Source organism: Mesorhizobium neociceri (assembly GCF_013520985.1).
GTDB lineage: Bacteria > Pseudomonadota > Alphaproteobacteria > Rhizobiales > Rhizobiaceae > Mesorhizobium > Mesorhizobium neociceri.
In genome coordinates, this window is record NZ_JACDTY010000004.1 from 275,841 (window position 1) to 293,239 (window position 17,399).

Consider the following 17,399-nt stretch of genomic DNA (forward strand, 5'->3'; position numbering starts at 1 on the left):
AAACCTTACCTGATGTTCTTGGACACGACCGAGGCCATGTCGTCGGCGGCCTGGATGACCTTGGAATTCATCTCATAGGCGCGCTGCGCCGAGATCAGCTCGGTGATTTCCTTGACCGGATCGACGTTGGAGGCCTCGAGATAGCCTTGCTGGACCGTCGCGAAGCCGGGATCGCCGGGCACGCCGACATTGGCCGGCCCGGAAGCCGGGGTTTCCTGGAACAAATTGTCGCCGAGCGGCGCCAGGCCCGCTTCATTGGCGAAGTTGGCGAGCTGCAGCTGGCCGAGCAACTGGAGATCGGTCTGGCCGTCGATGCGGGCAAAGACCTGGCCGGTCTTGTTGACGATGACCTCGATGGCATCTGTCGGCACCGTAATGGCCGGGATGACATTGGCGCCGTCGACGGTCACGAGCTGGCCGGTGGCGTTGGTGTTGAAGGCGCCGGCGCGGCTGTAGAGCGTGCCGCCATCGGCACCCTCGATCTGGAACCAGCCGCGGCCGGTCAGCGCCATGTCGAAACTGTTGCCGGTCGAGGTCAGCTCGCCCTGCGTATGGACGTTGCGCACCGCCGTCGTCTTGACGCCGAGACCGATCGACACGCCCTCCGGCACCAGCGAGGAATTGGAGCGGTTGGGCACGCCTTGCGAGCGGTCGACCTGGTAGAGCAGGTCGGAGAATTCGGCGCGCGCGCGCTTGTAGCCGGTGGTGTTGATGTTGGCGATGTTGTTGGCGATGACTTCCAGATTTGTCTGCTGGGCGTTCATGCCGGTCGCTGCAATGGCGAGTGCTTTCACGGCAAGTCTCCTCAGATGCCCATACGGCTGATTTCGAGATAGGCGGAGACGACCTTGTCGCGGATGGCGATCGTGGTCTGCAGGGCCTGCTGGGCGCTCATGACGGCGTCGACGACCTGGCGGGTATCGGCGTCGCCCTTGAGCGCCTGGATCGAGACCTGTTCGGCATTCTGCAAGGTGTTGACGGTCTTTGAAGCGGCCTGGCTGAGCGCCTCGGCGAAGGTGCCGCCGATCTCGCCGCCGGCCATTGGCGCCTTGGTGCCCTGAAACAGGTCGGTCGCGGCGTCAGTGCCGCCGATCTCCGGCTTGAGTGGAAGCGATCCGATACCGCCAATGCCGCTGATCATTACTGGTTCCTCATCAGGTCGATGGTCATGGAGATCAGATCACGCGCCTGCTTGATGACCTGAAGGTTGGCTTCATAGGAGCGGTTGGCTTCGCTCATGTCGGCCATCTCGACCAGCACGTTGACGTTGGGCATCTTGACGTAGCCCTTGTCGTCGGCGGCCTCGTTGCCGGGTTGAAATTCGACGGGAAAGTCGCTGGGATCGCGGTCGACGGAGTTGACCTCCACCATCGTGCCGCCGGAAGGACGGTCGAGCTCGGAGACGAAGCTGATGGTCTTGCGGCGATAGGGGTCGGCGCCCGGCGTATTGCCAGTCGACTGCGCGTTGGCAAGGTTTTCCGAAACCACGCGCAAACGGTCCGACTGGGCGCCGAGGCCGGATGCGGCAATCTTGAGGGCTGCGGTGAGCGCGTCCATGGTCAGGTCTTAACCGCCATCATCATCATCGAATGGAAGGCCTTGACGATCGCCGTGTTGAGCTCGAAGGAGCGGCGGACCTCGCCGGCCTTCATCAGCTCGTTCTCGACCACCACGGTGTTCTTCGACGGCATAATGGCGCCGGTCGTCTCTTCGGGCTTGACCGTGAAGCCGGCATTGGTGGCTGCAGTACCGAGATGCCCGGCCTGGGTGGCGGTCAGCGACACAGCGGTGCGGTCGAGCACCTTCTCGAACGGCTCGACATCGCCGGCGGTGTAGCCCGGCGTGTTGACGTTGGCGATGTTGCCGGCAATGGCGGACTGACGCACGGACAGCCATTGCGACTGCTTGGCTGCAAGATCGAAAAGGTTGACGGGCTCCATGGGGATCTCCAGGCTGGTACGCACCAGACTAGGCCGCCAGTCTTGCGCGGACCTTGCGCGGACCCGGAGGTAAGCAGCGTGTTCCGCTATCTGGAGAGTTCGATCACCTGGTCGGTGCTGGTGACCATCACCCATTTGCCACCGCGCTGCTCGATCGACGAGACGGTGCTGGTATCAGGCAGCTTCGAGCCGCGCTGAACGATCCACAGGCCGGCGTCGTCCTCGATCATGGCGCGGCCATTGGCGACATGAACCATTCGGAATTTGGGATCGGCCGGAAAGGGCTGCTCGTCAACGCCGGGAGGCTGGGTCTTGTCCTCTGGGTCCTGCAGCGTGCCGGTGGCGAACAGGTCGACATCGGGAACATCGTTTGCCGTCAGCGGCTGGCCGGAATTTTCCATTTGCGAGCCACCGCTGACACGACCGGCATTGGTGCCGCTGCCGCCGAACTTGATTGCCTGCACACCGAACTGGTCCTGGTTGAAGAAAATGTACCAGGGGAACAGTGCGCAGATCAGGCCGAGCGTGATGCCCAGCGCAGCGAAGACGATATCACTGCGCCGGTCATCTTTCTTTTTCACCTTGGGAAACGGCGCCCTTGGCGGCTGCGGCCAGTCGACATTGGGAAAGAGCCCGTCGAGCAGCGAGTCACGGCTAGCCGCGATCGCCTCGTTGAGTTCGGCATGCGGAGCCTTGGGCAGCGTGGGCTTGGCGAAAGCGGGCGGAGCAGGTCTGGCGGCCTCGGGGAAGGCAGGCTTGCTGACATCACGCAATGCAGGTTCGACTGTCCTGAGCGATGCGGGCTTGGTCTCGCCGGTTGGAGCAGGCTTGGCCATTTTGCGCGAGGCAGACTTGGCCGCTTTGCGCGCCGCCAACCTGGCGGCTTTGCGCGACGCCGCCTTGGACGCGCTGCTCGATAGAGTTTCGCGCTGCCCAATGCAAGCCTGGACACACCGCGCAAGGCAGCCTTGGGCGCACCGACCAAGGCAAGCCTGAACGCGCTGGGTGTGGATGGCTCACCCATGCCGGGCAGGGCTAGGCTGGTCACGCTCGGCAAGGCAGCCTCGGGCGAGCCGAGCAAGGCTGGTTCGGGCACGCTGCGCAGCGCAGGCTGGACCAGTCTCGGCAAGGATGGCTTGGCCGCCCTGGCCAATGCGGCCTTGGTTTTGGCTGCCTTGGCGCGATCAGCCTTCGCTTTGGCAGCCCTTGCTTCGTCGGCCCTGGCTTCCTCGGCGGCGCTGGCCTCGGCGAGCATCTCGCGCAAAAGCCGCTCGGTGTATTGGCGCTCAGTCTCCGGCATCGACACTTTGCTTGCCTTTCAGATGACGGGCGAGGTCGGAGAATGCGTCGGCCGAGGCGCGATCCCTAGGCGACTGCGTCAGCGCTTCGTAGATCAGCGGCACCTGGCGCACCGCAATGTCGAGCTCGGCATCGGCGCCGCCCTGATACGCGCCAAGCAGGCGAATGTCGCGCGTGTCCTCGAAGCGCGAGATCATCGACTTCAGCCTGGTCACCAGCATGCGCTGCTCGGGGCTCCATGCCTTGTCGGCGAGGCGCGAAATCGACGACAGCGGATTGACCGGCGGATAGCGGCCCTGTTCGGCAATGGCGCGATCGAGCACGACATGGCCGTCGAGGATGCCGCGCACCGAATCGGCGACCGGATCGTTGTGGTCGTCGCCGTCGACCAGCACCGAGATAATGGCGGTGATGGACCCTTGGCCTTTGACACCTGGGCCTTCAGCGCCGGGTCCGGCGCGTTCGAGCAGCTTGGGCAGGTCGGTGAAGACAGAAGCGGGATAGCCGCGCGCCACCGGCGGCTCACCGGTGCCCGTCGCCACTTCGCGCAGCGCGTGGGCAAAGCGGGTGATCGAATCCAGTACCAGGAGCACGCGGTGGCCCTGGTCGCGAAAATGTTCGGCGACGCGCATGGCGGTGTCGGGCGCGCGCCGCCGCATCATGGCGCTCTCGTCGCTGGTGGCGACGACGGCGACGGTCTTGGCCAAGCTTTGCGCGCCGATCGTGTCTTCGAGGAATTCGCGCACCTCACGGCCGCGTTCGCCGATCAGCGCCACGACCACGGTGTCGAAGGCATCGGCGCCTGCCAGCATGGCAAGCAGCGTCGACTTGCCGACGCCGGATCCTGCGAACACACCGAGGCGCTGGCCGAAGCAGAGCGGCGTGAAGATGTCGATGACCTTGACCCCGGTCGTGAAGGCGGTGCCGACGCGCTGCCGCGACATGGCGCCGGGCGTGGTGCCGTCGCCGCTTGCCGCTTCGCCGTTCCTGATCAGCGGCGGGCCGCCGTCGATAGCACGGGTCAGCGCGTCGATTGCCCGCCCGCGCCAGGAAGCGTGCGGCGTTACCACCAGCGGACCGCGGCGAAACACGGCGTCACCGATGCCGGCATCGGCGCTGCGTTCGAATGGCGCGATGACGACCTCGTCGCGACCGATCCTGACGATCTCGCCGCGGCGTGTGCCGGCTTTGCCGCGCTGCTCGACAAGGTCGCCGAGCCTGGCGATTTCGGAAAGGCCGCGCACCGTGTAGTGCGTCGGCGAAACCTCGGCGACGCGGCCGCCGCGCCGCAGCAGCGTTTCGGTATCGTCGAAGCGTCGCCAGATCCGTTCCAGGGCAGCCAGCCTGTTTTCAGGCGCCGCTTCCGGCTGCCGTTCAAGCGCGCGTATCGATGATTGCGAGCCCGACATGCGGCTACGACTTGGAGCCAAGCGTCTTAATGGCGTCGTCGGTCGAGGCGTCGGTCTGGCGCATCAGCGCAGCGGTGTTTTCGAAGGCACGCTGAACCATGATCAGCCGCGTCATCTCCAGCACCGGATTGACGTTGGATTCCTCGACAAAGCCTTGCGCGACGCCAAGATCCGAGCGGTCAGTGACCGGCTCCGGCGTGCGTGCCGGAATGATACCCGAATTGCCGTAGCGGACGAAGTTCGGGCCGGGGTCGAAATTGAACAGGCCGATGGCGCCGACAAGCTTGTCGCCCTGGCGCAGCGAGCCGTCGGCCCCTGCCTTGGGCGGTCCGTCGCGTGGGTCGAGCTGGATCGGCGCGCCGCCGGCATCGAGCACGGGATGGCCTTCAAGAGACATCAGCTCGCCGTTCTCGTTCATCGAAAAACGTCCGTCGCGCGTCATCACGGTGCCGGCCGGGGTGTCGATGCCGAACCAGGCGTCGCCCTGGACGGCGAAGTCGAACGGGTTGCCGGTCTGCGTCATCGCGCCATGCGCGCCGGACAAATAGGTCTTGCCGGAGGAGGCGAAGGACACGGATTTGGGACCGCTGCCGGAGACCACGTCCTCGAACTTCACGCCGGTGGCGCGAAAGCCGATGGTCGAGGCGTTGGCGACATTGTCGGCGATGGTATCGAGACGGCGCTCAAGCGCGATCTGCGAGGAAAGGGCGACGTAAAGGCTGTCCTGCATTGTGCTCTCAGAATTTCAGTTTCTGCATGGCCATCATCAGATCGGTCGAGATGCCGACGGTGGTCGGTTGGGCAAACAGCACACCAACCGAGGTCTGGGCGGTCGAGGTAGGATGATTGATTTCCCACAGGCTGGTGAAGCGGGTCAGGAATTTGTCGAGCTTGGCCGGGTCAGTGAAGTCAGTGAGATCGAGCTTTGCCTCGAAGGCCTGCGCCTGCTTGTCGATATCGGCGGTGGCGAAGGAATCGGGCAATCCGATCGCGGTGCGTACCACGCTGGCCAATGCTGTATCGGCCAGCACGTCGTACCAGTTGGTGATGGTCGACGCCTTGCGCTCGAAATAGAGCGCCAGCCGCACGCCCTCATTGGTCTTGCCGGCGTCTTCTTCCAGCGTCTGGCGCATGTATTTGTCGACGACCGGCTGCTGCGACGGGTTGCGGGTCGTCGCCGCTTCGCCGTAAGCCTCGAAATTCAGCGACGTGGCGAGCCTGGCATAGGCCTTGTTCGAGAGCTTGTTGGCGATGCTGGCGGGATCGCGCACGCCGCCCTCCAGGACATCGCGGACGAGATCCTTGTTTGTGGTTGCCGGATCGAGCCCGCTGGCGGACAGCGCATAATTGTAGAGCCGGCTGTCGGCCATCAGGTCGTCGACCGATTTCACCTTGGTGATATTGGCAAGGTAGTAGCTGGTCTCGGCCTGGATGGCATCCGCATTCGGCTTGATGAGACCAAGACTGGACTCGATCGTGTAAAGCTTTGGCGTGGTCTTCAGCACGGCGTCGCGCGTGGTCGTCTGATCGCCATATTGGGCAAAGTCGAAGGCGCTGACGAAGTTGGCGTAGCTTTTGTCGGTCAACAGGTTGGCGGGGCTCAACGGATCGGTGACGCCACCGTTGACCATCGTCCGGATCTGCCTCGCCGTCTGGGTCGATGCATCCAGCCCATAGGCAGCCATGGCGAAGGTCAGCAGGCGCTTGTCCTTCAGCAGATCCTCGATCGACTTCACCTTGGAGATGTTTGCCGCGTAGTAGTCGGCCTCGCCCTTGATGTATTGCGCGGTCGGCTTGACGAGCACCAGCCCGGTTCCGGCCATGATGGCTTTGGGAACCGCCTGCTGGACGGCGTCGCGTGCTGTCGCCTGGTCGCCATACTGGACGAAGTCGAAGGCGGCGACAAAAGCTGCATAGCCTTTGTTGGTTGACGTGTTTGCGGGACTGTTCGGGTCGGTGACGCCGCCTTCCAGCATCGCCCGGACGGTCGCAGGTGCTTCGGCGTCGGCATCGAGGCCGAAGGCGGCCATCGCATAGGTGAGCAGGCGGTCGTCGCCCATCAGATCGTCGATCGATCTGACGTTGGAGATGTTGCTCACGAAGTAGGAGGTCTCGCCCTTGTAGTAGTCGAACCCGTTCTGCAAGGCGCCGAGCCCAATCTGGGCCGTATAGTTCTTGGTCACACCCTGCTGCGCGGGATTGTAGCTGGTGGCATCCGCGCCCAACGCTGCGAAATTGAAGGCCGAGACGAATTCGGCGTAGCGCTTGTCGGTCAGTTTGTTGGCGAAGCTATCGGGGTCGGAGACACCTTCCTTCAGGGCTTTGACCATGAAGGCCTTGGCGTAGGCCATGTCGCCAAGGCCATAGGCCTTCATGGCATAGGTGAACAGCCGGGTGTTCTTGACGAAATCGTCGATCGATTTCACGCTGCCGATGTTGGCCAGATAGTAGTCGGTGTCGCGCTTGGTGATCGGGTCCGCCTCGATGCGGTCGATCGCCTTGGGAATATCCCTGGCGATGAGCTGGTAGCTGGTAAAAGTGCTCAACACGACATGCCTCCGGTCGCAGCTTCTGAGTCAGAGTATGCCGGTTTGCTTGCGCGAGGCTGAATCGGTTCGCCACGCACGATTCAAGCCTCACACAAGGCACGGGGGCTATCGGTTAGGCCTGACGTGATGTGGAAGGATCTGGCGTGGGCATTCTGATCGGACTGGTGGTGACGCTCGGCTGTGTTCTCGGCGGCTTCATGGCCATGGGCGGGCATCTGCATGTGCTGATGCAGCCTTGGGAAGCGGTGGTCATCTGCGGCGCCGCGCTTGGCACCTTCCTCGTCGCCAACCCGATGAAGACGGTCAAGGACACCGGCAAGGGCATTCTGGAGGCGTTCAAGCAGGCGGTGCCGAAGGAGCGCGACTATCTGGAGACGCTGGGCGTGCTGCACAGCCTGATGCGCGAACTGCGCTCCAAGTCTCGCAGCGAGGTCGAGGCGCATATCGACAATCCGGAGGAGTCGGCGATCTTCCAGGCGTTCCCGACGGTGCTCAAGAATCACGATCTGACGCATTTCATCTGCGACTATTGCCGCATCATCATCATCGGCAATGCCCGCTCGCATGAGATCGAGGCGCTGATGGACGAGGAAATCCAGACCATCAAGACCGACAAGATGAAGGCCTATCACGCGCTGGTTGCGGTGGGCGACGGTCTGCCGGCACTCGGCATCGTCGCCGCCGTGCTCGGCGTGGTCAAGGCGATGGGCGCGCTCGACCAGTCGCCGGAAATCCTCGGCGGCCTGATCGGCGCCGCCCTTGTCGGAACCTTTCTCGGCATCTTCCTGTCCTACGCCGTGGTCGGGCCGGTCGCCACCAAGATCAAGACGGTGCGCGAGAAGAAGAACCGCCTCTACATCATCGTCAAGCAGACGCTGCTCGCCTACATGAACGGCGCCCTGCCGCAGGTGGCGATCGAGTTCGGCCGCAAGACCATCTCGTCCTATGAGCGGCCAACGATCGACGCCGTCGAGCAGAGCACGATGAACACAGCCTCCGCCGAGAAGAAAGCGGCCTGAGCCATGCATGACGACAGACAGGACCGCACGCCGTCATGACAAGTCCTGGCAGCCCCTCGCAAGCCCGCTCGCTGATCATCGAGCGTCTGGTCGGTGACAGCGGTGAGGCCGGTCACGTCATCGGCACAGGACGCTCGATGGGCGAGCGCGCGCTGCCGCTGCTGCAGAAGAGCCTGGCCGGCGAGCTCGGCGCTCAAGTAACCGTCGACCTGCGCGCGGTCGAGGTCAGCCGCGTGCCGGATGCGCGCGTGCATGCGGGCGAGAGCTTTGCCTTGACCATCATCCCATCGCCGACATCGTCGGATGCTATGACGCTGGTGATCGATGCGCCAGCCATCGCCGTCATGGTCTGCGCGCTGTTCGGCGGCGATCCGGATCAGCCGGTGGCGCCGATCGAGCGCGAGCTGTCGCAGATCGAGACGGATGTGGCGACGACGGTGTTCCAGGAGGTTGCGCAGGCGCTGAACGGCTCGGGCCGCCGCTCGCTCGAATTGCGGCTGCCGGTGCCGCGGGCGCTTTCGGGCAACGAAGCCAGGCGCCGCGTGCTGCGCGATGGCGCGGCGGTGCGCATCGTGTTCGGCATCTCGACGCCGACCGATAGCGGTACGGTCACGGTGATGATCCCGCAGCGCATCCTGCTGGCGACCCGCGGTATCGCCGATGTCCATGACAGCGAAGGCACGACCGACTGGCGGGCACGCTTTTCGGAAGAGGTGATGCGCTCGACGGTGACGCTCGAAGCGACCATGCCGTTGGCACGCCTGACGCTCGGCGACATCGCCGGCTTCGAGCCGGGCCAGGTCATCGAGTTCGAGGAAACGGCGCAGTCGCACGCCAGGCTAAGCGCGCGCGACAAGACGCTGTTTGTCTGCGAGTTTGGCAAACTCGGGCAGAATTACACCGTCCGGATCCGGCATCCTTACGATGCCGGTCAGGATTTTATCGATGGGCTCATGCCAGGCTGACGCCGCGCAAGCTCAAGCATTTGGAGACGACTTATGGCCAAGACCAAGGTGGAAGCCAATATCGACCAGCCGGACGAACAGCTCGACCGCGCCATCGAGGAATTGCGCGGCGTCCTCCAGGAGGAGGAAAAGCGCCCCGACGTCGCCTTGCGGGCCGCCATGTCCGGCACCAATTCGAACGTCATCATGAGCATCCCGGTCGACGTGCAGATCATCCTCGGCAGCACGGAAATGCCGGTGTCGGACCTGATGGCACTGCAGAAGGGCTCGACGGTGGCGCTGAACCGGCGCATCGGTGAGCCGGTCGACGTCGTGGTCAATGGCCGCAAGATCGCGCGCGGCGAGATCACCGTGCTCGAAAGCGATCCGTCGCGCTTCGGCATCAGGCTGACCGAGATCATCGCCGCTACCAAGAGCGCGTAGAGTATTTGTTTTTACGCAATTCCGGACGGAAAACCGCACACACTTTTCCTGGAATTGCTTCAAAGGGATAGACGATATGCGGTCTCAGCAGCGATCGGAGCTTATGCCATGACGACGCAGGTGACGCTCACGCGCCCGCAAAAGGCCGCCGCCATCCTGGTGGCGATGGGCAAGCCATCGGCCAGCCGCCTGCTGAAATTCTTCAAGCAGGAAGAGCTGAAGGCGCTGATCGAAGGGGCGCGTCTGCTGCGCACCATTCCGCAAAGCGATCTCGAACGCATCGTCGCCGAATTCGAGGCCGAATTCACCGAGGGTGCTGGCCTGCTCGATTCCGCCGACCGGATGGACACCATCCTCAACGAATCGCTGTCGCCCGAAGAGATGAGCGCCATTATGGGCGACAAGCGCTTCGAGGTTGCGCCGGAAGGGCCGCCGCCGATCTGGCCGGAACTGGAAAAGCTCGAACCGACGCGGCTGGGAGCGTTCCTTGCCGGCGAACATCCGCAAACGGCAGCCATGGTGCTGTCGAAGCTTGCGCCGCAGGCCGCGGCCAACATTCTGCTGACCCTGGAAAAGCCGATGCGCAGCGAGATCATCAAGCGCATGGTGACGATGGCGACCATTCCTGACACAGCCACCAGGATCATCGAGAACCAGCTGCGCGCCAGCGTGCTGGCGCAGACCGCGACCAAGGACATCTCGGCCGGACAGGCGCGCGTTGCCAGTGTGCTCAACGAAATGGACAAGCCGCAGCTGGAAGAGGTCATGCAGGATCTGGAAGAGGCCGGCACGCCTGACCTCGGCGGCGTCCGCTCCAGGCTGTTTGCCTTCGACGATCTACCGCTTCTGACGCAGAAGGCGAGGGTGCTTCTGTTCGACGGGCTATCGACCGAACTGATTACGCTGGCGCTGCGCGGCGCGCCGCCCGGATTGACGGAATCGGTGCTGTCGGCGATCGGCGCCCGGTCGCGACGCATGATCGAGTCCGAGCTCGGACAGGGTTCGGAAGGCATCCAGCTTGCCGACATCATGGGCGCGCGCAAGAACATTGCGGTGGCGACAATCCGGCTTTCGCGCGAGGGGGCTTTCGAACTTCCGTCCTCGTCGCAGCAGAGCGAAGCGGCCTGACGCTGAGCAACAATGGCTGAAGCGGCGGACAAAGACTCCAAAACCGAAGACGCGACAGAAAAGAAGATCCGCGACACCATCGAACAGGGCAAGCTGCCCCATTCGCGGGAGGCGGCGCTCCTGGCGTCCTTTATCGCCATATTGGTGTTCACCGTTTTCTACGCCAAGGACGCCGTCGTTGATCTCGGCATGTTCCTGTCCATGTTCCTGGAAAAGCCCGAGGCGTGGCCGATGGACACCGAGACCGACGTCATCGCGCTCTACAAGACCGTGATGATGGAGATCGGCCGTGCCGTCGTCAGCCTGCTGGTGCTGCTGGTGGTGGCCGGCATCGGCGCCTCGGTGCTGCAGAACATGCCGCAATTCGTCGGCGAGCGGATCCGGCCGCAGCTGTCACGCATCTCGATAGCCAAGGGCTGGACCCGGACGTTCGGTGTCCAGGGCTGGGTCGAATTCCTGAAATCGCTGGGCAAGCTTGGCTTCGCCAGCATCGTGCTCTATTTCACGCTGTCGCAAGATCACCGCCAGCTGCTGGCCGGCATGATCACCAATCCGGTCGCCTTCGGCCTCGTCATCAGAAGCATCACCGTCGATATATTGGTGTCGATCGTCTTCGTCATGGGGCTGATCGCAGCTGTCGACATCGTCTGGTCGCGCTTCCACTGGAAGCAGGATCTGCGCATGACCAAGCAGGAGGTCAAGGACGAGTTCAAGCAGTCCGAAGGCGATCCGATCATCAAGTCGCGGCTGCGCTCTCTGGCGCGCGACCGTGCGCGCAAGCGGATGATGACGGCGGTGCCGCGCGCGACGCTGATCATCGCCAATCCGACGCACTTTTCCATCGCGCTCAAATATGTCCGCGACGAGGATTCAGCACCGCTAGTGCTGGCCAAGGGCCAGGACCTGGTGGCGCTCAAGATTCGCGAAATCGCCAAGGAGCACAACATCCCGATCTTCGAGGACGTGGCGCTCGCCCGCTCCATGTACAAGCAAGTTTCGGTTGATAGCGTGATCCCGTCGCAATTCTATCAGGCCGTCGCCGAACTGGTGCGGATCGTCTACTCGAAAAAGGCTGAGCGGAGACAAATTTCATGAACCGCCAACCGCACGCGAAATCCCGCGAACTGATCGTCGCCAAGGCCATCGAGCAGGTGGTGGACGAGTTGCGCCTGATCGATGTCGCCGACTACATCGCCTTCATCCGGCTCGAGCATTTCGCTTGCCTGTCGGACCTGGTGGATTCGGCGGTGGAGCTTTATTTCCTGCCGGGCACGCTCAGGCTCGGCCATGGCGGCGAAGCGCATGTCGACTGGAGCGGCAGCCCGCGCATCGTGCTCGATCTCGAGCTCAGGCCGCCGGGCGTCACCGTCTATTTTCAGCTGACGCTGAGCGAGGAGAGGTCTTCGGTCGCCGTCAACTACGTGTCGTTCGAAAAGCCCGGCGAAGACCCCGAGCACAACACGGCCTTGCTGGAGACGGTGATCGAAGAGGCGCGCATCCGCAGGACCGAGCCGCTGGCTTACCGCTGATTTTTTGGCCGCTATCCCGATCGTCTGAGCACGCCGGCCTGAGGGCCGGCGGGCATCACTCGATCAGCCCCAGCCGCAGCGCCTTGGCCACCGCCTGGTTACGGTTGACAGCGTTGAGCTTCTGGGTCGACTGGGTGAGATACTGGTTGGCGGTGTGAACCGACAGCTTTAGCAGCCTGGCGATCTCTTCGCTGGTGTTGCCGTTGGCGGTCAGCTTCAGGCACTCCAGCTCGCGCTTTGAGATCGAGCGCATCCGGCTGGCATCGTTCGGACGAATGCGGGCGACAGCGGCGAACAGCGAGAAACAGCGAGCGTGGATTTCGTAGAGCGTGTCCTCCGGCAGAGCGATCGTCGAGCCGAGGAACACCACCAATCCGCAATGACCGCGATCGGCGTGGACGGGAAAGGCAATGCCGTTGGTGCCCGGCGCCAGCGGCGCCGTGCGCTCTGCCCAGGTGAGGTTCTGGAAGACAGCGTCCGAGCCGGCGATGCCGTCATCGGCCCACCAGCGCGGCGCCGTGGAAGTGCCGCTGTGGCGCACCATCTCCTCGCCATTGGCGCCGGCGATGAATTTGGTCGTTACCGCCGTGGCCGGATAGTCGGAATCGAAGCTCGGCACCAGACGCGCGCGTTCCGGCGAAGGGCTGACGAAGTAGAGGCCGAAGGCCGACGCGTTGATATCGACGGCGATCCAGCGGCAGCGGCGCACGGCGTCCGGGATGGTGACGGCGTGGTGCGTTTCGGAACTGATGGAGAAGGCGCCGAATGGATTGCGTTGCTCGTTGAAAAGGGCCTCGGCAGCCGCCTTGATATCAGCGTGTTTCAAATGATGCCGCTCCTGATCGCCGTGGCGATGGCCATCGCGCGGTTCGAGGCCGCGAATTTCTGGATGGCGTGGGTGATGTAGCTGTTGACGGTGTTGGAGGAGACCCCGAGGATCACCGCGACCTCATCGGTGGTCTTGCCTTCCGACACCCAGAACAGGCATTCTCGCTCGCGGTCGGACAGCGGGTCCTGCATGGCGGCGGCGGCGACCAATTGCGGAATGGTGGACAGCGCATAGCAGCACTTCAGCTGTGCCTTCATCAGCGCCGGCTGGTCGATCTTCCCGGGCTCGGCCGCCGAAAACAGCGCGAACAGCCGCTGGCGGCCGACATTGAGCCGCAGCGAATAGACTTCCGCATGGCCAAGCACGTCGAGCAGGCGCGCCTCTTCGCCGGTGAGCAGCCCGCCGGCGTTGGGCGCTTCGGCCGCGACCAGCGGCTTCGGGCGGATGCCGGGTGCTACGGTCAGCGGCCCCTGGGCAAGGCCGGCGATCAGCCGCTTGCCGATGAGTTCGATGGCGTCGAAAATCCAGTTTGAGGAGACGATGCGGGCGTCGTTGCGGTCCTGGTCGTGGACGATGGCGACGAGCATGTAGCTGTCGGCGCCGATCTCGGCGGCAAGCTGCATGAAAAAGGAGGTGAGATCGCCGCGGGACGCGAGGCGCGAACCTAATGTGTCGGGTTGCAGAAGCGCGGCGGAGCTGCTCATTGGATGCTTTGGTTGTAGGTCATGGCCGGAATCTTTTCATGAGCCCGGATGCTGGGTCACCAGCGGCCGAACTTGAAGACGCATCACGTTTACGAAGCACGCACACTGCGCGGTGTCGCGCAGATCACCGAATCCATTCAGGGAACGCGAAGCCGTCCGCGTCTGGTGCCGGACGATGCCGGAACTTGAGACTTTGGGTGGTCGCCGCGCCCCCCAAGGACCGGCTGATTCGGGTCTAATCTACCTGCAGATGAATCCGACATCAAACGCGATTTGACAAATTCGATATCTCTGGACTCGTTGCGACTCAGAAGCTGCGTTTCGCGAAGTTCGGGCACGCGCCGAGGCGCGAAAAGCCGTGCTTGTTGCCGTGAAGCCGTATCGGCGAATCACCGCTTCCGATAGATTGAGGCCATCGCGAGAGATGGGCATCCTCGCGATCGATTTCGTGGAATATCGGTTCTGGGGGCAAAATTGAGCGATTCATTTCGGGAAGTCACATCCGTCTCGTGGTTTGGGCGGATCAAGCGCGCGGTCGGCGGGGTCATCTTCGGCCTTATCCTGATCGTGCTGATGGTGATCGGGCTGTTCTGGAACGAGGGCCGCGCCGTGCAGACGGCGCGCTCGCTGGCCGAGGGGTCGGGAGCGGTGGTTTCGGTCGGCGCCGACAGCGTCGATGCCGCCAATGACGGTAAGCTGGTCCATGTCAGCGGACCGGTGACGGCGGATAGCGGCCTGTCGGATCCAGATTTCGGCATTGCTGCGCAAGGGCTGCGGCTGTCGCGCAGCGTCGAGATGTATCAGTGGAAGGAAGAGTCCAAGTCGGAGACGACGAAAAAGCTCGGCGGCGGCGAAGAGACGGTGACGACCTACAGTTACTCGAAAGTCTGGGACGATAGCCAGATCGATTCATCCGACTTCAAGAAGCCGGACGGCCATCAGAATCCGTCGATGGCGATCCACGGCCGGACCTTCCAGATTCCTGAGGGCAAGCTTGTCGCCTTCGATCTCGATACGCCGGTGCTGGATCGCATCGAGGGCGACAAGGAATATTCGCTTTCATCCAGCCAATCAGCGGCGATAAAAGCTGCCTATACCGGCACGAAACCGCTTAGCATCGTCGATGGCAAGATCTATCTCGGCAACGACAACACGACACCCGCTTTGGGCGACTATCGCATCGGCTACGAACTGGCGCCGCTTGGCGTGGTCAGCATCGTCGCGCGTCAGGCCGGCAGCCGGTTCGAGCCCTACCAGACGCAAGCGGGCGATGCGCTGCTGATGGTCGACACCGGCAATGTGCCGGCCGAAAAGATGTTCGCCGACGCTGTCAGCGCCAACACGCTGATCACCTGGCTGCTGCGCGGCGCCGGCCTGCTTTTGCTGACCATCGGCTTTGCGCTGTTCCTCAGCCCGATCGGGGTGATCCTCGACGTCATACCGTTCCTCGGCAGCATGGCGCGGATGGGCACCGGAATCATCGCCTTCGTCCTGGCGATCCTGGTCGGCACGACGACGATTGCGATTGCCTGGTTCTGGTATCGGCCGCTGCTGGCGGTCGCTATCCTGGCGGCAGGCGTGATCGCCGCGGTGATTGTCTACAGGATCGGCCGGTCGCGAAAACCGGCCGTTCCGGCGGCCACGCCAACGGCCGGCGCAGCCGTCTAAGTGTGGGCTAAGGGGGCGGCTGCTGCCGCCCCTCGGCGCTCTACCGATCCTCGAAACCGGTCAGCACGCCGACGGCGTTGATGCCGATCTCCTCGACCGCGTAGCCGCCTTCCATGACGAACAGCGTCGGCAGGCCGAGCTTGGCGATGCGATGGCCGATCTTCGGATAGTCCGGGCTTTTCAGCTTGAACTGGCTGATCGGGTCCTTCTCGAACGTGTCGACGCCGAGCGAGACGATGACGATATCCGGCGCGTAGGCGGCGAGCTTGGCGCAGGCATCCTCCAGCGAGGCATTCCAGGCATCCCAGTTCGTGCCGAAGGGCATGGGATAATTGATGTTGAAGCCTTCGCCTTCGCCTGCGCCGCGTTCATCGGCATGGCCGAGGAAGAATGGGTATTCGACCATCGGATCGCCATGCAAGTTGAGAACCTGCACGTCGGCCCGGTCATAGAAGATCTCCTGCGTGCCGTTGCCGTGGTGGTAGTCGACGTCGAGGATCGAGATGCGCCTGGCGCCATGGTCAAGGAACCACTGTGCCGCCACGGCGGCGTTGTTGATGAAGCAATAGCCGCCCATGAAGGCAGCGCCGGCGTGATGGCCGGGCGGGCGGCAGAGCGCGAAGGCAGACCGCTCGCCGCCCTTGACCAAAGCGGCCGCCGTCAGCGCCACGTCGTACGACGATTTGATCGCGGTCCATGTGCCTTCGACGAAGGTGGCTCCGGCGTCGAAGGAATAATAGCCGAGCAGCGCATCGACGCGCTTGGGCGGCACGTCGCCGCGCAGGCCGCGCGTCGGCCAGGTGAAGGGCATGGCCGTGCCCTCGAAACCGGCGGCCTTCCACGCCGGCCAGACGGTCGGCAGGAAGTCGATGTAGTCCGACCTATGAATGCGCTTGGCGGCGGAGAGATCATGTTCGACCGGTCCGATGATCGGCCCAAGCTTCTCGCTCTCGACCCGCGCCTTGATGAACTCGGCCCGCGACGGTTTTTCGAAACCGGGTACGATGGCTGATGTGACCAGTTCCATCTGGCCGGCGTGGCCGGCGTGAAGCGGCGAATAGACAGTCTTCATGAAATTCCTCTCGAAATAGCGAAATCAGTCAAGGTTGAGATAGGGGGTCACCAGAGCGAGCCACATTCTTTCGACATCGTCCTCGATGAGGTCGTATGTCTTGCGGTCTCGCTTCAACCCTACGAGCCGGCAAGCATGCCCGACGTCCATCATCAGCACGCCGAGGCGGCTGGCGATCTTGTCGTCAAGCGTCGGGTTCACATGCTGCAGCCATGCGGCGTAGAGCGCGATGATCTGGTCGTCATATTCGTCCTGGATCGGCCTGAGATCGGCATTGCCCGAGATAGCCTCGATCACCGGCATCAGGGTGGCGTTTTCGAGATAAATCCTGGAGGTATCGATGAAGAGCTTGCGCACTTCCTGGCGAAACTCGTCGCGGTTGGTGGGTGGGGTCACTTCGATGCGCCTGGCGATCACCTCGGGAAAGGATGACAGCCAGCGCCGGGCAAGGTCGAGGAGGATGGCTTCCTTGTTGGGAAAGTACTGGTAGAGCGACCCGACCGACAAGCCGGCGCGCCGCGCGATGGCGAGCGTCGTCGGCGTCTTGGTCCCTTGCTCGCGCGTCAGGGTCAGCGCCGCGTCGAGAATCCGGTCGACCACCTTGCTCGACCGCTCCTGCCGCGGCTGCTTGCGCGGTTCGAGCGCCATCCTGGTTTCGCGGCTGAGGCTGCGCTTCACGGCTCGACGTCCTCGTTCCCACCCGGTCTCAACGCTATCCACAATACATTCGAAATTCGGCACGTTGACAAACGCGAATAATTAGTCGCATTCTTTTATCCACGCTGTTTTCGGAGATCACAAGGGGAATTTCAAAACAGCGCACTGGCATCAGTTTTCGCCCGATAGCGCCGCTCCAGCGGAGTGG

Annotated in this window: 19 protein-coding genes; 7 read left to right on the forward strand and 12 right to left on the reverse strand. The window is 63.2% G+C overall.

Annotated features, from left to right (window positions below; genetic code table 11):
* Positions 1 to 5 precede the first annotated feature (5 nt).
* The 8 genes from flgG to H0241_RS11560 all read right to left on the reverse strand — a co-directional run bounded on the left by flgG (position 6) and on the right by H0241_RS11560 (position 7,197).
* Positions 6 to 794, reverse strand: a complete 789-nt coding sequence (gene flgG / locus H0241_RS11525) for a flagellar basal-body rod protein FlgG (protein ID WP_181057529.1) — start codon at positions 792 to 794, stop codon at positions 6 to 8.
* An 11-nt stretch (positions 795 to 805) separates the two neighbouring features.
* The gene (locus tag H0241_RS11530; RefSeq protein ID WP_181057530.1) at positions 806 to 1,141 is read right to left on the reverse strand and encodes a flagellar hook-basal body complex protein FliE; all 336 of its coding nucleotides are present in this window, start codon (positions 1,139 to 1,141) and stop codon (positions 806 to 808) included.
* Positions 1,141 to 1,557, reverse strand: coding sequence for a flagellar basal body rod protein FlgC (gene flgC / locus H0241_RS11535; RefSeq protein WP_181057531.1), 417 nt, complete (start codon positions 1,555 to 1,557; stop codon positions 1,141 to 1,143). The genes H0241_RS11530 and flgC overlap by 1 nt, the downstream gene beginning before the upstream one ends.
* A 2-nt stretch (positions 1,558 to 1,559) precedes the next feature.
* A complete protein-coding gene (gene flgB / locus H0241_RS11540) occupies positions 1,560 to 1,940 on the reverse strand; it encodes a flagellar basal body rod protein FlgB (RefSeq protein ID WP_112559338.1) in 381 nt (126 codons plus the stop codon).
* Between the two features lie 86 nt (positions 1,941 to 2,026).
* The gene (locus H0241_RS11545; protein ID WP_235984231.1) at positions 2,027 to 2,776 is read right to left on the reverse strand and encodes a hypothetical protein; all 750 of its coding nucleotides are present in this window, start codon (positions 2,774 to 2,776) and stop codon (positions 2,027 to 2,029) included.
* Positions 2,777 to 3,226: 450 nt separating this feature from the next.
* Positions 3,227 to 4,648 (reverse strand): flagellar protein export ATPase FliI, encoded by a 1,422-nt coding sequence (gene fliI / locus H0241_RS11550; protein ID WP_181057532.1) that lies wholly within the window; start codon positions 4,646 to 4,648, stop codon positions 3,227 to 3,229.
* A gap of 4 nt (positions 4,649 to 4,652) precedes the next feature.
* Entirely contained in the window at positions 4,653 to 5,378 is a 726-nt protein-coding gene (gene flgF / locus H0241_RS11555) for a flagellar basal-body rod protein FlgF (RefSeq protein ID WP_181057533.1), read from the reverse strand.
* 7 nt (positions 5,379 to 5,385) lie between these two features.
* Positions 5,386 to 7,197 (reverse strand): DUF1217 domain-containing protein, encoded by a 1,812-nt coding sequence (locus H0241_RS11560; RefSeq protein ID WP_181057534.1) that lies wholly within the window; start codon positions 7,195 to 7,197, stop codon positions 5,386 to 5,388.
* A 143-nt stretch (positions 7,198 to 7,340) separates the two neighbouring features.
* Here H0241_RS11560 and motA point away from each other — a divergent pair, with 143 nt between their 5' ends.
* The 6 genes from motA (at position 7,341) to H0241_RS11590 (ending at position 12,261) form a co-directional block, all read left to right on the forward strand.
* A complete protein-coding gene (motA, locus tag H0241_RS11565) occupies positions 7,341 to 8,216 on the forward strand; it encodes a flagellar motor stator protein MotA (RefSeq protein ID WP_181057535.1) in 876 nt (291 codons plus the stop codon).
* A gap of 35 nt (positions 8,217 to 8,251) precedes the next feature.
* The gene (locus tag H0241_RS11570) at positions 8,252 to 9,181 is read left to right on the forward strand and encodes a FliM/FliN family flagellar motor switch protein (protein WP_181057536.1); all 930 of its coding nucleotides are present in this window, start codon (positions 8,252 to 8,254) and stop codon (positions 9,179 to 9,181) included.
* Between the two features lie 33 nt (positions 9,182 to 9,214).
* Positions 9,215 to 9,604 (forward strand): flagellar motor switch protein FliN, encoded by a 390-nt coding sequence (gene fliN, locus H0241_RS11575; protein ID WP_181057537.1) that lies wholly within the window; start codon positions 9,215 to 9,217, stop codon positions 9,602 to 9,604.
* Between the two features lie 108 nt (positions 9,605 to 9,712).
* Positions 9,713 to 10,732: a flagellar motor switch protein FliG gene (locus tag H0241_RS11580; RefSeq protein WP_181057538.1), complete on the forward strand. Its 1,020-nt coding sequence runs from the start codon at positions 9,713 to 9,715 to the stop codon at positions 10,730 to 10,732.
* A 12-nt stretch (positions 10,733 to 10,744) separates the two neighbouring features.
* The gene (flhB, locus tag H0241_RS11585) at positions 10,745 to 11,827 is read left to right on the forward strand and encodes a flagellar biosynthesis protein FlhB (RefSeq protein ID WP_181057539.1); all 1,083 of its coding nucleotides are present in this window, start codon (positions 10,745 to 10,747) and stop codon (positions 11,825 to 11,827) included.
* The gene (locus tag H0241_RS11590; protein ID WP_112559347.1) at positions 11,824 to 12,261 is read left to right on the forward strand and encodes a hypothetical protein; all 438 of its coding nucleotides are present in this window, start codon (positions 11,824 to 11,826) and stop codon (positions 12,259 to 12,261) included. Before flhB ends, H0241_RS11590 begins: the two co-directional genes overlap by 4 nt.
* Before the next feature lie 55 nt (positions 12,262 to 12,316).
* Here the strand turns inward: H0241_RS11590 and H0241_RS11595 are convergent, their stop codons facing one another.
* Together H0241_RS11595 and H0241_RS11600 are read right to left on the reverse strand one after the other, a co-directional pair.
* Positions 12,317 to 13,087: a helix-turn-helix transcriptional regulator gene (locus H0241_RS11595; protein WP_181057540.1), complete on the reverse strand. Its 771-nt coding sequence runs from the start codon at positions 13,085 to 13,087 to the stop codon at positions 12,317 to 12,319.
* Positions 13,084 to 13,794: a helix-turn-helix transcriptional regulator gene (locus tag H0241_RS11600; protein ID WP_181057541.1), complete on the reverse strand. Its 711-nt coding sequence runs from the start codon at positions 13,792 to 13,794 to the stop codon at positions 13,084 to 13,086. The genes H0241_RS11595 and H0241_RS11600 overlap by 4 nt, the downstream gene beginning before the upstream one ends.
* Before the next feature lie 474 nt (positions 13,795 to 14,268).
* Here H0241_RS11600 and H0241_RS11605 point away from each other — a divergent pair, with 474 nt between their 5' ends.
* On the forward strand, positions 14,269 to 15,462 hold the full coding sequence (locus tag H0241_RS11605; protein WP_181057542.1) for a TMEM43 family protein: 1,194 nt from the start codon (positions 14,269 to 14,271) through the stop codon (positions 15,460 to 15,462).
* Between the two features lie 40 nt (positions 15,463 to 15,502).
* On the opposite strand, the gene H0241_RS11610 is transcribed toward H0241_RS11605, so the two are convergent.
* Entirely contained in the window at positions 15,503 to 16,534 is a 1,032-nt protein-coding gene (locus tag H0241_RS11610) for a histone deacetylase family protein (protein WP_181057543.1), read from the reverse strand.
* Positions 16,535 to 16,558: 24 nt separating this feature from the next.
* Positions 16,559 to 17,212 carry a TetR/AcrR family transcriptional regulator gene (locus H0241_RS11615; protein ID WP_181057544.1) on the reverse strand — a complete coding sequence of 218 codons (654 nt, stop codon included), beginning with the start codon at positions 17,210 to 17,212 and terminating at the stop codon, positions 16,559 to 16,561.
* Between the last annotated feature and the right edge of the window lie 187 nt (positions 17,213 to 17,399).

Bases quoted from the DNA above. Each gene is read 5' to 3' on its own strand.
- flgF (WP_181057533.1), bottom strand. From the start codon at position 5,378: ATGCAGGACAGCCTTTACGTCGCCCTTTCCTCGCAGATCGCGCTTGAG.
- H0241_RS11590 (WP_112559347.1), top strand. From the start codon at position 11,824: ATGAACCGCCAACCGCACGCGAAATCCCGCGAACTGATCGTCGCCAAG.
- flgC (WP_181057531.1), bottom strand. From the start codon at position 1,557: ATGGACGCGCTCACCGCAGCCCTCAAGATTGCCGCATCCGGCCTCGGC.
- H0241_RS11600 (WP_181057541.1), bottom strand. From the start codon at position 13,794: ATGAGCAGCTCCGCCGCGCTTCTGCAACCCGACACATTAGGTTCGCGC.
- H0241_RS11570 (WP_181057536.1), top strand. From the start codon at position 8,252: ATGACAAGTCCTGGCAGCCCCTCGCAAGCCCGCTCGCTGATCATCGAG.
- flgB (WP_112559338.1), bottom strand. From the start codon at position 1,940: ATGGAGCCCGTCAACCTTTTCGATCTTGCAGCCAAGCAGTCGCAATGG.
- fliI (WP_181057532.1), bottom strand. From the start codon at position 4,648: ATGTCGGGCTCGCAATCATCGATACGCGCGCTTGAACGGCAGCCGGAA.
- H0241_RS11530 (WP_181057530.1), bottom strand. From the start codon at position 1,141: ATGATCAGCGGCATTGGCGGTATCGGATCGCTTCCACTCAAGCCGGAG.
- flhB (WP_181057539.1), top strand. From the start codon at position 10,745: ATGGCTGAAGCGGCGGACAAAGACTCCAAAACCGAAGACGCGACAGAA.
- H0241_RS11580 (WP_181057538.1), top strand. From the start codon at position 9,713: ATGACGACGCAGGTGACGCTCACGCGCCCGCAAAAGGCCGCCGCCATC.
- H0241_RS11545 (WP_235984231.1), bottom strand. From the start codon at position 2,776: ATGGCCAAGCCTGCTCCAACCGGCGAGACCAAGCCCGCATCGCTCAGG.
- fliN (WP_181057537.1), top strand. From the start codon at position 9,215: ATGGCCAAGACCAAGGTGGAAGCCAATATCGACCAGCCGGACGAACAG.
- H0241_RS11610 (WP_181057543.1), bottom strand. From the start codon at position 16,534: ATGAAGACTGTCTATTCGCCGCTTCACGCCGGCCACGCCGGCCAGATG.